The 13,939-nt window shown below is 63.1% G+C and carries 15 protein-coding genes, 1 other RNA gene and 1 pseudogene; 12 read left to right on the forward strand and 5 right to left on the reverse strand.

Features of this window, described 5'->3' with window-relative positions; genetic code table 11:
- From HP547_RS18835 to HP547_RS18850, 4 genes and pseudogenes are all read left to right on the forward strand, one after another.
- Positions 1 to 331: pseudogene (locus tag HP547_RS18835) on the forward strand (cytochrome b); the annotation flags it as partial.
- The gene (locus tag HP547_RS18840; protein WP_172287066.1) at positions 331 to 1,110 is read left to right on the forward strand and encodes a cytochrome c1; all 780 of its coding nucleotides are present in this window, start codon (positions 331 to 333) and stop codon (positions 1,108 to 1,110) included. The pseudogene HP547_RS18835 and the gene HP547_RS18840, both read left to right, overlap by 1 nt.
- A gap of 117 nt (positions 1,111 to 1,227) precedes the next feature.
- Positions 1,228 to 1,851: a glutathione S-transferase N-terminal domain-containing protein gene (locus HP547_RS18845; protein WP_172230765.1), complete on the forward strand. Its 624-nt coding sequence runs from the start codon at positions 1,228 to 1,230 to the stop codon at positions 1,849 to 1,851.
- 11 nt (positions 1,852 to 1,862) lie between these two features.
- A complete protein-coding gene (locus tag HP547_RS18850) occupies positions 1,863 to 2,297 on the forward strand; it encodes a ClpXP protease specificity-enhancing factor (RefSeq protein ID WP_172287067.1) in 435 nt (144 codons plus the stop codon).
- A gap of 53 nt (positions 2,298 to 2,350) precedes the next feature.
- Here the strand turns inward: HP547_RS18850 and HP547_RS18855 are convergent, their stop codons facing one another.
- The 5 genes from HP547_RS18855 to HP547_RS18875 form a co-directional block, all read right to left on the reverse strand.
- Complete coding sequence (locus HP547_RS18855; protein ID WP_172287068.1) at positions 2,351 to 2,569, reverse strand: YgdI/YgdR family lipoprotein; 219 nt, start codon at positions 2,567 to 2,569, stop codon at positions 2,351 to 2,353.
- Positions 2,570 to 2,608: 39 nt separating this feature from the next.
- Positions 2,609 to 3,187 carry a BON domain-containing protein gene (locus tag HP547_RS18860; RefSeq protein ID WP_172230756.1) on the reverse strand — a complete coding sequence of 193 codons (579 nt, stop codon included), beginning with the start codon at positions 3,185 to 3,187 and terminating at the stop codon, positions 2,609 to 2,611.
- Positions 3,184 to 3,777, reverse strand: a complete 594-nt coding sequence (locus tag HP547_RS18865) for a phosphoheptose isomerase (RefSeq protein ID WP_012274070.1) — start codon at positions 3,775 to 3,777, stop codon at positions 3,184 to 3,186. The genes HP547_RS18860 and HP547_RS18865 overlap by 4 nt, the downstream gene beginning before the upstream one ends.
- 86 nt (positions 3,778 to 3,863) lie before the next feature.
- Complete coding sequence (locus HP547_RS18870) at positions 3,864 to 4,235, reverse strand: YraN family protein (protein ID WP_172230753.1); 372 nt, start codon at positions 4,233 to 4,235, stop codon at positions 3,864 to 3,866.
- Positions 4,235 to 6,052 (reverse strand): penicillin-binding protein activator, encoded by a 1,818-nt coding sequence (locus HP547_RS18875; RefSeq protein ID WP_172287069.1) that lies wholly within the window; start codon positions 6,050 to 6,052, stop codon positions 4,235 to 4,237. The genes HP547_RS18870 and HP547_RS18875 overlap by 1 nt, the downstream gene beginning before the upstream one ends.
- Before the next feature lie 186 nt (positions 6,053 to 6,238).
- On the opposite strand from HP547_RS18875, the gene rsmI reads away from it, so the two are divergent.
- The 8 genes from rsmI to murF form a co-directional block, all read left to right on the forward strand.
- Positions 6,239 to 7,114 (forward strand): 16S rRNA (cytidine(1402)-2'-O)-methyltransferase, encoded by an 876-nt coding sequence (gene rsmI / locus HP547_RS18880; RefSeq protein WP_172287070.1) that lies wholly within the window; start codon positions 6,239 to 6,241, stop codon positions 7,112 to 7,114.
- Positions 7,115 to 7,181: 67 nt separating this feature from the next.
- An RNA gene (gene rnpB, locus HP547_RS18885) (RNase P RNA component class A) lies at positions 7,182 to 7,541 on the forward strand.
- Between the two features lie 307 nt (positions 7,542 to 7,848).
- Positions 7,849 to 8,304 (forward strand): division/cell wall cluster transcriptional repressor MraZ, encoded by a 456-nt coding sequence (gene mraZ, locus HP547_RS18890; RefSeq protein WP_004575120.1) that lies wholly within the window; start codon positions 7,849 to 7,851, stop codon positions 8,302 to 8,304.
- The gene (rsmH, locus tag HP547_RS18895; protein WP_372242904.1) at positions 8,301 to 9,248 is read left to right on the forward strand and encodes a 16S rRNA (cytosine(1402)-N(4))-methyltransferase RsmH; all 948 of its coding nucleotides are present in this window, start codon (positions 8,301 to 8,303) and stop codon (positions 9,246 to 9,248) included. The genes mraZ and rsmH overlap by 4 nt, the downstream gene beginning before the upstream one ends.
- Entirely contained in the window at positions 9,245 to 9,538 is a 294-nt protein-coding gene (ftsL, locus tag HP547_RS18900; RefSeq protein ID WP_172230011.1) for a cell division protein FtsL, read from the forward strand. The genes rsmH and ftsL overlap by 4 nt, the downstream gene beginning before the upstream one ends.
- Positions 9,538 to 11,271, forward strand: coding sequence for a penicillin-binding protein 2 (locus HP547_RS18905; protein ID WP_172230020.1), 1,734 nt, complete (start codon positions 9,538 to 9,540; stop codon positions 11,269 to 11,271). Before ftsL ends, HP547_RS18905 begins: the two co-directional genes overlap by 1 nt.
- Positions 11,268 to 12,758 (forward strand): UDP-N-acetylmuramoyl-L-alanyl-D-glutamate--2,6-diaminopimelate ligase, encoded by a 1,491-nt coding sequence (locus tag HP547_RS18910; RefSeq protein ID WP_172230014.1) that lies wholly within the window; start codon positions 11,268 to 11,270, stop codon positions 12,756 to 12,758. The genes HP547_RS18905 and HP547_RS18910 overlap by 4 nt, the downstream gene beginning before the upstream one ends.
- Positions 12,751 to 13,939 (forward strand): UDP-N-acetylmuramoyl-tripeptide--D-alanyl-D-alanine ligase (murF, locus tag HP547_RS18915; RefSeq protein WP_172287071.1); only part of this gene is annotated, 1,189 nt, incomplete at its 3' end. The genes HP547_RS18910 and murF, both read left to right, overlap by 8 nt.

Below are 13,939 nucleotides of genomic sequence, written 5' to 3' on the forward strand. Positions count from 1 at the left end.
GCCGTTCTACGCGATCCTGCGTGCTGTGCCTGACAAGTTGATGGGCGTTATCGCCATGGGTGCGGCCATCGCCGTACTGTTCGTTTTGCCCTGGCTCGACCGCAGCCCGGTGCGCTCCATGCGTTACAAGGGCTGGATCAGCAAGACCTTCCTGCTGGTGTTCTGTGTGGCCTTCGTCATCCTCGGCGTGCTGGGCGTACTGGCGCCGACACCTGGGCGCACCTTGCTGTCGCAAGTGTGCACGGTGTTGTACTTCGCCTACTTCCTGTTGATGCCGTTCTACACAAGGCTCGAGAAGACCAAACCGGTTCCGGAAAGGGTGACTGGCTGATGAAAAAGTTGATTGCAGTATTTTTGCTGGCAGTGATGCCTGCCTTTTCCTTTGCTGCCGAACATGGCCTGGAGCTGGACAAGGCCGATATCGACCTGACCGACAAGGCCGCCATGCAGGACGGTGCGCGTACCTTTGCCAACTATTGCATGGGTTGCCACAGCGCCAAGTTCCAGCGCTACGAGCGGGTGGCCGATGATCTGGGGATCCCTCACGAGCTGATGCTCGAGAAACTGGTGTTCACCGGTGCCAAGATTGGTGATCACATGCAGATCGGCATGAAGCCCAGCGACGCCAAGACCTGGTTTGGTGCTGCGCCACCTGACCTGACCCTGGTGGCCCGGGTGCGCGGTACCGACTGGCTGTACACCTACCTGCGCAGCTTCTACGAGGACCCGTCGCGGCCTTATGGGGTGAACAACAAGGTGTTCCCTAACGTCGGCATGCCCAACGTGCTGGTCGGCCTGCAGGGTAACCAGGTGGTTGGCTGCAAGCAGGTGCAGACCGTGGTCGATGGCAAGAAGCAATTCGACCCGCTGACCGGCAGCCCATTGACCCATGAGGCCTGCGACCAGCTGACCATCACGCCGAATTCCGGTACTCTGACGACCGAGCAGTTCGACGAGAAGGTCAAGAACCTGGTGACCTTCCTGGCCTATTCGGCCAACCCGGTAAAACTGGAAAGCCAGCGCATTGGTACCTACGTGTTGCTGTACCTGGCTTTCTTCTTCGTATTCGCCTATTTGCTCAAGCGGGAATACTGGAAGGACGTGCACTGATCACGCAGTAGTTTCTGGTTGTTGAACGCGCCCGCGGGGCCCTGGCAAAACTGCCAGGGCCCCGCGGGCGCGTTTTCATTTACAGTTTCACGAGCATCCCGTGCGAGGAGGCGTTACATGGGCGCGACCAACCGGTTAGCCTGCTATTCCGATCCCGCTGATCATTATTCTCATCGGGTACGCCTCGTTCTGGCCGAGAAAGGTGTCAGTGTGCAGGTCATCGATGTCGACCCTGCGCGCATGCCGCCCAAGCTGGCTGAAGTGAACCCTTATGGCAGCGTGCCGACCTTGGTCGATCGCGACCTGGCGTTGTATGAGTCGACCGTGGTGATGGAGTACCTCGACGAGCGTTACCCGCACCCGCCGCTGATGCCTGTTTACCCCGTGGCGCGGGGCAATACGCGTTTGCTGATGCACCGCATCCAGCGCGACTGGTGTGCCTTGGCAGATACCGTGCTCGACCCTCGCAGCAGCGAGCCCGCGCGTGCCGAGGCACGCAAGGCCTTGCGCGAGAGCCTTACCGGGGTCTCGCCGCTGTTCAATGAGTTCGCCTGCTTCATGAGCGACGAGCAAAGCCTGGTCGATTGTTGTCTACTGCCCATCCTCTGGCGTTTGCCGGTAATGGCTATCGAATTGCCGCGGCCGGCCAAGCCGCTGCTGGATTACATGGAGCGGCAGTTTGCCCGCGAGCCTTTCGAGGCCAGCCTGTCCTCCGTAGAACGTGAAATGCGCAAGCTTTAAGGAGCCCGTTGATGAACTCCAGTCGCCCCTATCTGGTTAAAGCACTGTACGAGTGGATCGTCGACAACGATTGCACGCCCCATATGCTGGTCAATGCCGAATACCCCAAGGTGCAGGTGCCGGACGGTTTCGCCAGTGATGGCCAGATCGTCCTGAATATCTCGCCCAGCGCCGTGCGCAGCCTGCACATGGACAACGACGCCGTCAGCTTCGAGGGCCGCTTCGGTGGCGTGGCTCACTCGCTGTTCGTGCCGGTGTCCGCGATTCTGGGTATTTATGCCCGCGAGAATGGCCAAGGCATGGTCTTCGAGCTCGAGCCGTCGCTGATGGAAGGTGAAGATGACCTGGAAGACGATGCTGTTCAGCCAGATGACGATGGCCCGCCAGAAGGTGGCGGTCAGCCGCCGCGCCCGAGTGGCCGGCCAAGCCTGAAGGTGGTCAAGTAACAAAAAAAAGGCGATCCAACCGGATCGCCTTTTTCTTTGCTGCACGTTCAGGGTTACAGGTCGCTGATGGTGCGTACCTGGTCCTTGTTGATGCGGGTGCGCTTGCCGTCGAGTTGCTGGAACTCGTAGAAGCCGGTGGCACGCTCGTACTTAGGAGCGTCGACAGCCTGGATTTCACGCCCATCGTTGAGAATGATCAGGCTTGGGGTGGAGCAGCCGGCCAGTGTGGCGAAGGCGCCAGACAGCAGGGCAGGCAGCAGAAGCTTTTTCATGCGGTGTTTCCTGGATTTCTGAAAAGAGAGGCTGAGCAATCAGTCGATGTACTCGAACAGCTTGACGATCTTCTGCACGCCCGACACACCCTGCACCACGGCGGTGGCCGAGTTGGCCTCTTGCTGGGTCACCAGGCCGAGCAGGTAGACGATACCGTTCTCGGTGATCACCTTGATGCGCGAGCTGGGCACGGCATTGTCGGTCAGCATCTGGGTCTTGATCTTGGTGGTCAGCCAGGCGTCGTTGTTGCGTGCCAGGATGGAGGAGGGCTGCATCACCTGCAGCTCGTTGTGCACTTTCTTGACCCGTTGTACCTGGCCGGCGGTCTGCTCGGCGAGGCTCTTGAGCTCGGCGCGAGGGGTTTGCCCGGCCAGCAGCACGATACCGTTGTAGCTGCTGACGACGATGTGCGAGCCCTTGTCCAGGTCGGGGTTGGCCTTGGCGATGTTGACCGCAGCCTTGGTCTCGATCAGCGAATCGTCGATCTTGCTGCCGATGGTGCGCGTACCGCGATCATCGTCGATCGGCGAATTGCGGGTAGAGGTGAGTACCGAGCTGCAACCGGTGACGCTCAGGCAAAGGGTCAAGGCCATCAGGCCGAGGCGCATAGGGGTCATTCTTCACTCCCGAACAGTTGGCTGTCGATCAGATCGCACAGGCAGTGGATCGCCAGCAGGTGGACTTCCTGGATGCGCGCGGTAACGGTCGAAGGCACGCGGATTTCCACGTCCTCGGGCAGCAGTAGCGAAGCCATGCCGCCGCCGTCGCGACCCGTCAATGCTACGACAATCATTTCGCGGTCATGTGCGGCCTGGATCGCCTGGATCACGTTGGCCGAGTTGCCGCTGGTGGAGATCGCCAGCAGTACGTCGCCGGGTTGGCCCAGCGCGCGAATCTGCTTGGAAAAGACTTCGTTGTAGCTGTAGTCGTTGGCGATCGAGGTCAGGGTCGAGCTGTCTGTGGTCAGCGCGATGGCCGGCAGGCTCGGGCGTTCGCGCTCGAAGCGGTTGAGCAGCTCCGACGAAAAGTGCTGCGCATCGCCGGCCGAGCCGCCGTTGCCGCAGGCGAGCATCTTGCCCTCGTTGAGCAGCGCATTGACCATGACCAGGCTGGCCTGCTCGATGTGCGGTGCCAGGATGTCCATTGCCTGTTGCTTGGTATCGATGCTGGCCTGGAACAGCCGGCGGATTCGGGATTGCATGTCCATCTGGTGACCTTAAAGGGGGCGGTGGCCGGTGCGGCGCGCAACAACGACCAGCCCGCGATACATAGAGCAAAAAAAACGAAGTGGGTTCAGCATTCGAAGGCGTTTTTCAGCCATTGAAGCGGTCTGCCTGCATGGTGGCTGCCCTGCAAGGCGACTACGTCGAAGCGGCAGGGGTGGTTGCCCCAATGGGGCTCCTTCTGCAGGAAAAGGCTGGCGGCGAGCACCAGCCTTTTCTGCTTGCGCCCGTCGATACTGTCGAGGGCGCCACCGAAGGCCGCGTGCAACCGGTAGCGGACTTCGACAAATACTACTGTATCGGCGTCGAGCATGACCAGATCAAGCTCACCGCCTTTGCATCGCCAGTTGCGTGCCAGCAGCTGCAGGCCGTGCCCCTGAAGGTACTCAAGGGCCTGGGTCTCTGCTGCCTGCCCGGCGCTGGTCGGCGATGCTGCTGCCATCAGCGCGGGGTGTCAGGCAGGCGCTTGACCTGGCCGCCGGCGAACTCGGCCCATGGCAGCTGGCGCTCGACGCGCTGGTTGGGGTTGATGCTCAAGCTGCCCGACAGGCCCAAAATGCGGTTGTCCGGCAGCGCTTTCAGCTGGCCCAGGCGTGGCGCCAGGCTGTAGGCATCGACACCCATGGCGTACAGGCGGCCCAGGCTGCCGGCGGCCTGTGGCCACTGCTGCACGACCTGCTGGCGCAGGCTGTTGCTGGTGTCGAGCAGCCACGGCGTTTCGCAGAAGCGGATACCGTTCATGTCGTTGTACTGGTTCACGTCACCGCTGGCGCTGTACAGGTTCGAGGTGGCGTAGACCGGCACGTCACCGGCGTACTGGAAGTTCAAGGTCGGCTTGATCTGCTGCGCCTGTTGCGGGGTCGAGGCAAGGAAGATGAAGTCGATATCCTGGCGGCGCGATGGTTGTGCGGAAATGCTGCCGCCGACCGTGCTTTGCAGGCTTTTGGCTCGGCCTTCGCTCTGGCGCAGCTGGAACAGATCGGCGATCTGCTGGGCCAGGGCAACTGGTTGGGCGATGCGCTGGGCGGCGAGCAGGGTGCCGCCATTACCTTCCCAGTCCTGGCGGAAGGCGGCCAGCACGCGGTCACCCCATTCGCCGCTCGGCACCAGGGCTACCGCGCGAACCATGCCGTCGGCGCGGGCGCGGCGGGATACCTCGCGGGCCTCGTCTTCGGCAGCCAGGCCGAACTGGAACAGCTGCGGCGGGGCTTTCTGCCCAGCGTCAGCGTAGTTCAGTGCCAGGGTGGTGATCGGCAGTTGCGGTTTGGCGGCCAGTTGCTTCACCAGTGGTTTTTCCAGTGGGCCAATGACCAGTTGCACGCCAGCGGCCTGGGCCTGGCGATAGAAGTCGTCGAGCGAGCCGATGCGCGAGCTGTCGAACAACTGCACCGCAGGTGCTGCCTGGCCGGCTTGCTGGGCCTGGAAGTGGGCGGCCATGAAGCCGTCACGCAAGGCGCGGGCAACCCCGGCCAGCGGGCCTTCCTGAGGCAGTAGCAGGGCGATTTTGGTCAGCGGCTGGCTGGCCAGTTCCTTGAGCTTGGTCAGGGCTGTCGGCAGTTGCTTGGCGGCAGGGTGGTCCGGGTGCTGTTTCACCCAGTCCTCGATAGCCGCCTGCTGCTGTTCCAGGGTGCCGGCACTTTTCACGGCGAAGGCCAGGCTGGTCCAGCCAGCCAGGGTCTGGTCGTTGCCAGGTTGCTGCAGTTGCTCTGCCGGCAGCGAGGCGACCAGGGCCCAGATGGCGTCGTTGTTGGCGCTGGCGGCCTGGCCGCTGAGCAGCGGGCCCAGCAGCATGCGCTGTTGCGCGGCAGGCAGCGCCTGGCCGTCGGCTTCGAGGGCGGCGGCGTGCACGCTGTAGGTACGCACTTGCTGCGCTTCAGGCAGCTCGGCAACGCGCTGCAGGCTGGGGTGGGCCAGGGCAGTCAAGGCTGCCTTGGGCTGGTTGCGGCTCATGGCCAGCTCGGCCGCCAGGGTGCTGGCGAACACTTGCTGGGCCGGCTTGAGCGTGTCCATCGGGACCTGCTCGAGGATGCGCGCGGCGCGCGGGAAGTCCTTCTGCTTGTAGGCCAGGTCGGCCGCGCTCAGGCGCAGCAGCGCAGCGTCTTCTGCAGACTTGCTGGAAGCAGCCTTTTCCAGCAACTGCTCGATGCTGGCGTCCGGGGTGCGCGGCAGTTCGCCCAGGCTGGATGAGGGCGAGCTGGCGCAGGCCGCCAGCAAGGCAGCGAGGCAGAGGGCTGTGAGCAGCCGCAGGCAAGCGATCATGTAAAGGTCCTGTTACTCGATCAAGTTGGCCGGCAATTGTACCCAAGCACTGGCCGGGGCGCGATGTTGCTGTGTCGATCCTTCACTATAGGTGGCCTGGCGCCGATCGCTGGCGAAGTTCTTTGCGCCCTGTTACGGGCGCTCGGGCTACAATGGCGCCTTTGATCCGAATGACAGGTGTGCGCAGTGACTGATGTGGCAGGGGCTTCGAAATCCGCGGTGGGGACGCTGTATGTGGTGGCAACCCCCATCGGCAACCTTGACGACATGAGCGCCCGGGCGCTGAAGGTGCTGGCGGACGTGGCGCTGATCGCCGCCGAAGACACCCGTCATTCGGTCCGCCTGCTGCAGCACTTCGGTATCGACACGCCGCTGGCAGCGTGCCATGAGCACAACGAGCGTGACGAGGGCGGGCGTTTTCTTACCAAACTGCTGGCCGGCGAGAATGTGGCGCTGGTCTCCGATGCCGGCACGCCGCTGATCTCCGACCCCGGCTACCACCTGGTACGCCAGGCGCGGGCCGCAGGGGTGAGCGTGGTGCCGGTGCCGGGTGCCTGCGCCTTGATCGCCGCGCTGTCGGCCGCCGGCCTGCCGTCGGACCGCTTCATTTTCGAAGGCTTCCTGCCGGCCAAGACTGCGGGGCGCCGGGCGCGTCTGGAGCAGGTAAAGGAAGAGCCGCGCACGCTGATCTTCTATGAGGCGCCGCACCGCATCCTGGAATGCCTTGAAGACATGGAGGCCGTCTTTGGTGGTGATCGCCCGGCCTTGCTCGCGCGCGAACTGACCAAGACATTCGAGACCCTCAAGGGTCTGCCCCTGGCTGAGCTGCGTGCCTTCGTTGCCGGTGACAGCAATCAGCAGCGCGGTGAGTGCGTGGTGCTGGTGGGTGGCTGGAGTGCACCTGAAGGCGAACAGGCCATCAGCGTCGAAGCGCAGCGGGTGCTCGATTTGCTTCTGGCCGAGTTGCCGCTCAAGCGCGCGGCGGCGCTTGCCGCTGAAATTACCGGGGTAAGGAAGAATCTGTTGTATCAACTTGCCCTGGAAAAACAGAAAGCCGAATAGTGGCAGTTTGATATAAATGCCGGTATCACTTGTTCTTGGGCGCGTGTGCCGTTAACCTTGTCGGCGGAGAGTCGATCGGACAGTCGCTGCCGTCTTTTGTTCCGCAAAAGGCGGGGGAGGAAAGTCCGGGCTCCATAGGGCAGAGTGCCAGGTAACGCCTGGGAGGCGCGAGCCTACGGAAAGTGCCACAGAAAATAACCGCCTAAGCACTTCGGTGCCGGTAAGGGTGAAAAGGTGCGGTAAGAGCGCACCGCACGGCTGGCAACAGTTCGTGGCTAGGTAAACCCCACTCGGAGCAAGACCAAATAGGGTTCCATCAGGCGTGGCCCGCGTCGGAACCGGGTAGGTTGCTAGAGGCGTCCAGTGATGGCCGTCGTAGAGGAATGACTGTCCTCGACAAAACCCGGCTTACAGATCGACTCTCCACCTTTCCTTCCCTGCTGTAATCGTCAGCAGCGCCCTCTGGTAAGACCGAAAAAATCTTACTCTTGATAAATCACTTTAACTTCGAACTCCATCTGCTTGCGTGGGTTTGATTTTTATCGCGTTTTTTTCCCATTGGTATTCCTTCCACATTCCTTTATCGCGCTAAATCTCGGTCCTGTAAGACTTTTCCTCATGAACGTGCCTTGACGGTGCTGCGGGCGGATTCCTATAGTGTGCGCAAGTGGCAGAAAGTGGGATGAAGTGGGTTTTCTGACACAAAAAAGCTACCATTGTGGGGAATCGCAGCCGTGTTCCGCGGAGCCAACGCCGTCAGCCTCGATGCCAAGGGCCGTCTCGCCATGCCGAGCCGGTACCGTGACGAGCTCGATTCGCGTTGCAATGGCCAGCTGATCGTGACCATTGATGCTGTGGATCCCTGCTTGTGTGTTTATCCCCTCGACGAGTGGGAACAGATAGAAGCCAAGTTGCGTGCCTTGCCATCGTTGCGTGAGGAAAACCGCCGCCTGCAGCGTTTGCTGATCGGTAATGCGGTTGACCTGGAGCTCGATGGCAGTGGGCGTTTCCTGGTACCGCCCCGTTTGCGGGAGTACGCCAAGCTCGACAAGAAGGCGATGCTTGTGGGGCAACTGAACAAATTCCAGCTGTGGGACGAAGATGCCTGGAACGCGGTTTCGGCAGCCGATCTTGCAGCTATCCAACAACCGGGCGCCATGCCCGACGAATTGCGTGACCTGATCCTGTGACCATAGATAGCGGCTTCAACCACATCACCGTCCTGCTCGACGAAGCTGTCGAGGCATTGGCCCTGCGCGCCGACGGTTGCTATCTGGACGGCACCTTTGGCCGTGGCGGACACAGCCGGCTGATCCTCAGCAAGCTCGGGCCGCAAGGGCGGCTGCTGGGCTTCGACAAAGATCCACAGGCGATTGCCACAGGGCAAGCGCTGGCGGCCGAAGACGGCCGCTTTGTCATTGTGCAGCGCAGCTTTGCCGAGCTGGGCGCGGAAGTGGCCGAGCGTGGCTTGCACGGCAAGGTCAGCGGCGTATTGCTGGACCTGGGCGTGTCTTCGCCGCAGCTGGATGACCCCGAGCGCGGCTTCAGCTTCCTCAATGATGGCCCGCTGGACATGCGCATGAACCCGGGGCAGGGCATCAGTGCCGCCGAGTTCATTGCCACTGCGCCGGTCGAGGAAATCGCTCGCGTGTTCAAGGAGTACGGTGAAGAGCGCTTTGCCGGCCGCATGGCGCGTGCCGTGGTCGAGCGCCGCGAAAAGCAGCCGTTCACCCGTACCGCCGACCTGGCGGAAGTGCTCAAGGTCGCCAACCCTGCCTGGGAGAAAGGCAAGAACCCGGCTACCCGCGCCTTCCAGGGCCTGCGCATCCACGTCAACAACGAGTTGGGCGACCTCGAGGCCGGTCTTGAGGCCGCCCTGGATGCGCTCGAGATTGGCGGCCGCCTGGCAGTGATCAGCTTCCACTCGCTGGAAGACCGCATCGTCAAACTGTTCATGCGCAAGCTGGTGAAGGGCGAGGCCGACAACCTGCCGCGCAACCTGCCGGTTCAGCACAAGGCCTTCGAACCGAAAGTAAAGCTCATCGGCAAAGCCCAGTTCGCCTCCGAAGCCGAGCTCAAGGCCAACCCGCGGTCGCGTAGCGCCGTCATGCGTGTGGCGGAGAAGCTGCGGTGAGCAGGCTCTTTGCCAAACCCTTGCCAGGCGGAAGCTTCCTGATGCTCCTGCTGTTCGTCGGCGTGCTGGTTTCGGCCATCGCGGTGTCCTACAGCGCGCACTGGAACCGCCAGCTGCTCAATACCCTGTATGGTGAATTGAGCGAGCGTGACAAGGCCCAGGCCGAATGGGGCCGGTTGATCCTGGAGCAAAGCACCTGGACCGCCGCCAGCCGCATCGAGAGCCTGGCTTCCGAGCAACTGAAGATGCGCGTGCCTTCGGCTGACGAAGTACGGATGGTGGCGCCATGATGAAACTCGAAGGCGCACTCTACCCGTGGCGCTTCCGCGTGGTGATCGGCCTGCTGGCGATCATGGTCGGTGCCATCTGCTGGCGCATCATCGACCTGCAAGTGGTCGACCGTGCCTTCCTCAAGGGCCAGGGCGATGCGCGCAGCTTGCGGCATATCCCCATCCCGGCACACCGTGGCCTGATCACCGACCGCAACGGTGAGCCACTGGCCGTGAGTACCCCGGTCACCACCTTGTGGGCCAACCCCAAGGAAATGCAGGCGTCCCGCGAACGCTGGCCGCAGTTGGCCGCCGCGCTGGGGCAGAACCCGCAGCAGCTGACCGAGCGCCTGACCCAGCAGGCCAGTAAAGAGTTCATCTACCTGGTGCGTGGCCTGACCCCGGAGCAGGGCCAGCACGTGCTCGACCTGAAAGTGCCGGGCGTGTATGGCCTGGAAGAATTCCGCCGTTTCTACCCGGCCGGTGATGTCACCGCGCACATGGTCGGCTTCACCGACCTCGACGACCACGGTCGCGAAGGGGTGGAACTGGCCTATGACGAATGGCTGGCCGGCGTGCCCGGCAAGCGGCAGGTGATCAAGGACCGGCGCGGCCGGCTGATCAAGGACATCCAGGTCACGAAGAACGCCAAGGCCGGCAAGACCTTGGCGTTGTCGATAGACCTGCGCCTGCAGTACCTGGCCACCCGCGAGCTGCGCAACGCCATTGCCGAACAGGACGCCAAGGCCGGCAGCCTGGTGATCATGGACGTCAAGACCGGTGAAGTGCTGGCGATGGTCAACCAGCCCACCTACAACCCCAACAACCGCCGCAGCATGTTCCCGGCGGCGATGCGCAACCGGGCGATCATCGACGTGTTCGAGCCGGGCTCCACGGTCAAGCCGATCTCCATGAGCGCGGCGCTGCAGAGTGGCCGCTGGAAAACCACCGACAAGGTCGAGGTTTACCCGGGCAGCCTGCAGATCGGCCGCTACACCATCAAGGACGTGTCGCGCAGCGAGGGCCCGATCCTCGACCTGACCGGCATCCTGATCAACTCCAGTAACGTCGGCATGAGCAAGATCGCCTTCGACATTGGCGGCGAGGCCATTTACCGGGTGATGTCCCAGGTTGGCCTGGGCCAGTACACCGGCCTGGGCTTCCCGGGTGAGCGTGTCGGCAACCTGCCCAACCACCGTGAGTGGCGCAAGGCCGAGACCGCCACCCTGTCCTATGGCTACGGTCTGTCGGTAACCGCCCTGCAGCTGGTGCATGCCTACGCGGCACTGGCCAACGACGGCAAGATGGTGCCGCTGTCGATCCTCAAGGTCGACAAGGCCCCGGAGGCCGTTCAGGCGATCCCGAAGGAAACCGCCGAAACCGTCCAGGGCATGCTGCAGCAGGTGATCGAAGCGCCGCGCGGCGTGTTCCGCGCCCAGGTGCCGTTCTATCACGTGGCCGGCAAGTCCGGTACTGCGCGCAAGGCCACGGTGGGCTCCAAGGGCTACACCGAAAACGCCTACCGCTCGCTGTTCGCCGGGTTCGGGCCGATGAGCGACCCGCGCTACGCCATCGTCGTGGTGATCGACGAGCCAGGCAAGGGCGGCTACTTCGGTGGCCTGGTTTCGGCACCGGTGTTCAGCAAGGTCATGTCCGGCACCCTGCGCCTGATGAACGTGCCGCCAGACAACCTGCCGCCACCAACCGAACAACCGCAAGTCAATGCAGCAGCCGCCAAGGGAGGGCGTGGATGATGACAATGCCATTAAGCAAACTTTTCGCCCACGCCAGCCGCGACCCGCTGATCCGTGAACTCACCCTGGACAGCCGCAATGTGCGCCCGGGTGACCTGTTCCTGGCCGTGCCGGGTGCCAAGGTCGATGGCCGCGAGCACATTGCCGATGCCCTGGCCCGTGGCGCTGCCGCCGTGGCCTACGAAGAGCAGGGCGCCAACGTGCTGCCGCTGACCGATGTGGCGTTGATCCCGGTCAAGGGCCTGATCGCCCAGCTTTCGGATATCGCCGGGCGTTTCTATGGCGAACCGAGCCGCCAGCTGAACCTGATCGGCGTCACCGGCACCAACGGCAAGACCAGCGTCACCCAGCTGGTGGCCCAGGCGCTGGACCTGCTGGGCCAGCGTTGCGGCCTGATCGGCACCCTGGGCACCGGCTTTTACGGCGAGCTGCAAAGCGGTCGCCTGACCACGCCGGACCCGATCGCGGTGCAGTCGACCCTGTACGACCTGAGAAAAGCCGGCGCCAAGGCCGTGGCGATGGAGGTGTCCTCGCATGCCCTGGAGCAGGGCCGGGTGGCGGCGCTGGAATTCGATATCGCGGTGATGACCAACCTGTCGCGTGATCATCTGGACTACCACGGCAGCATGCAGGCCTACGAGGCTGCCAAGGCCAAGCTGTTCGCCTGGCGCAGCCTGCGTTGCCAGGTGGTGAACCTGGATGACGATTTTGGCCGTCGCCTGGCACAAGCTTTTGCCCGTCGCCCGAGTACCGATCATATCGAGACCCGGCTGCTCAGCTATAGCCTGGAAAACCCGGACGCCTCGCTGTACTGCCACACGGCGAAGTTCAGTGACGGTGGCGTGTGCGCCACACTGGTCACCGGCCAGGGCGAGCGGACCCTGCGCAGCCAGCTGCTGGGCCGCTTCAATCTCAGCAACGTACTGGCTGCCGTGGCGACCCTGCTGGCGCTGGATTATGCGCTGGACGAGATCCTCAAGGTGATCCCGCAACTGCAGGGGCCGGTGGGTCGCATGCAGCGCCTGGGTGGCGGTGACAAGCCGTTGGTGGTGGTCGACTACGCGCACACCCCTGACGCGCTCGAGAAAGTGCTCGAAGCCCTGCGCCCGCACGCCCACGGCAAGCTGCTGTGCCTGTTCGGCTGCGGCGGCGACCGTGACCGCGGCAAGCGCCCGCTGATGGCCGAGGTGGCCGAGCGCCTGGCCGACCGCGTGCTGGTCACCGATGACAACCCGCGCAGCGAAGACCCGCTGCGCATCTTCGACGACATACGCCCCGGTTTCACCAAGCCTGACGACGTCGAGTTCGTCGCCGGCCGTGGCGACGCCATTGCACACCTGATTGCTTCTGCTGGCGCCAATGATGTGATCGTGCTGGCCGGCAAGGGACACGAGGATTACCAGGAGATCAATGGCGAGCGCCATGATTTTTCCGACCTGACCGAAGCCGAGAAGGCACTTGCCGCCTGGGAGGCTCCACATGCTTAAGCCGATGTCGCTCAGCCAGCTGACCGCAGCACTGGATGCTCAGCAAATCGGTGCCGATGCCACATTCACCGGTGTCAGCATCGACAGCCGCAGCGTCGGCACCGGGCAACTGTTTGTCGCCTTGGCCGGCCCGCGTTTCGATGGCCATGACTACCTGGCTGATGTCAAAGCCAAAGGTGCAGTAGCTGCCCTGGTCGAGCGTGAAGTAGCCGACGTCGACCTGCCGCAATTGCTGGTCAAGGATTGCCGGTTGGCACTGGGTCAGCTGGGCGCCCTGAACCGCGCCGGTTTCGACAAGCCGGTGGTGGCCATTACCGGTTCCAGTGGCAAGACCACGGTCAAGGAGATGCTCGCCAGCATCCTGCGTACCCGGGGCCTTGTGCACGCCACCCGCGGCAACCTCAACAACGATCTTGGCGCGCCGCTTACCCTGCTGGAAATCGCTCCGGAGCACAGCGCCGCGGTGATCGAGCTGGGCGCTTCGCGCATTGGCGAAATCCGTTACACCGTCGGCCTGACCAAGCCTCAGGTTGTCATCATCAACAACGCCGGTACTGCCCACGTAGGCGAGTTCGGTGGCCCGGAGAAGATCGTCGAGGCCAAGGGCGAGATCCTCGAAGGCCTGGGCGAGGGCGGTATCGCCGTGCTCAATCTGGACGACAAGGCTTTTGCCACCTGGAAGGCCCGTGCCGGGTCGCACCAGGTCATCACTTTTGCTCGCAGCAACGAGCGGGCCGATTTCTACGCCACACGCATCGGTCGCGATGCCCGTGGTTGCCCATCGTTCACGCTGCACGGCGCCGGTGAAACGGTCGATGTGCAACTGAATGTGCTGGGTGAGCACAATGTCAGCAACGCCCTGGCGGCGGCTGCAGCTGCCCACGCCGTTGGTCTGAGCCTGAGCGGCATCGCCGCCGGCCTGGCGGCCGTGCAACCGGTCAAGGGCCGCACCGTGGCGCAGATTGCGGCAAACGGCGTGCGCGTGATCGACGACAGTTACAACGCAAATCCCACCTCGATGTGCGCAGCCATTGATATACTCGCCGGCTTTTCCGGACGCACCGTCCTGGTGCTTGGGGATATCGGCGAACTGGGGCAATGGGCGGAAGAAGGCCACCGTCAGGTGGGTGACTACGCGCGTGGCAAGGTAGACGCCCTGTACGCAGTGGGTTCCAACATGA

Source organism: Pseudomonas sp. CM27, from assembly GCF_013179515.1.
Lineage (GTDB): Bacteria > Pseudomonadota > Gammaproteobacteria > Pseudomonadales > Pseudomonadaceae > Aquipseudomonas.

What these genes read in the sequence shown, in the direction of transcription:
- HP547_RS18850 (WP_172287067.1), top strand. Translation starts at nt 1,863, where the DNA reads ATGAACTCCAGTCGCCCCTATCTGGTTAAAGCACTGTACGAGTGGATC.
- HP547_RS18870 (WP_172230753.1), bottom strand. Translation starts at nt 4,235, where the DNA reads ATGGCAGCAGCATCGCCGACCAGCGCCGGGCAGGCAGCAGAGACCCAG.
- HP547_RS18905 (WP_172230020.1), top strand. Translation starts at nt 9,538, where the DNA reads ATGAAACTCGAAGGCGCACTCTACCCGTGGCGCTTCCGCGTGGTGATC.
- HP547_RS18840 (WP_172287066.1), top strand. Translation starts at nt 331, where the DNA reads ATGAAAAAGTTGATTGCAGTATTTTTGCTGGCAGTGATGCCTGCCTTT.
- HP547_RS18875 (WP_172287069.1), bottom strand. Translation starts at nt 6,052, where the DNA reads ATGATCGCTTGCCTGCGGCTGCTCACAGCCCTCTGCCTCGCTGCCTTG.
- HP547_RS18865 (WP_012274070.1), bottom strand. Translation starts at nt 3,777, where the DNA reads ATGGACATGCAATCCCGAATCCGCCGGCTGTTCCAGGCCAGCATCGAT.
- HP547_RS18855 (WP_172287068.1), bottom strand. Translation starts at nt 2,569, where the DNA reads ATGAAAAAGCTTCTGCTGCCTGCCCTGCTGTCTGGCGCCTTCGCCACA.
- HP547_RS18910 (WP_172230014.1), top strand. Translation starts at nt 11,268, where the DNA reads ATGATGACAATGCCATTAAGCAAACTTTTCGCCCACGCCAGCCGCGAC.
- HP547_RS18860 (WP_172230756.1), bottom strand. Translation starts at nt 3,187, where the DNA reads ATGACCCCTATGCGCCTCGGCCTGATGGCCTTGACCCTTTGCCTGAGC.
- HP547_RS18845 (WP_172230765.1), top strand. Translation starts at nt 1,228, where the DNA reads ATGGGCGCGACCAACCGGTTAGCCTGCTATTCCGATCCCGCTGATCAT.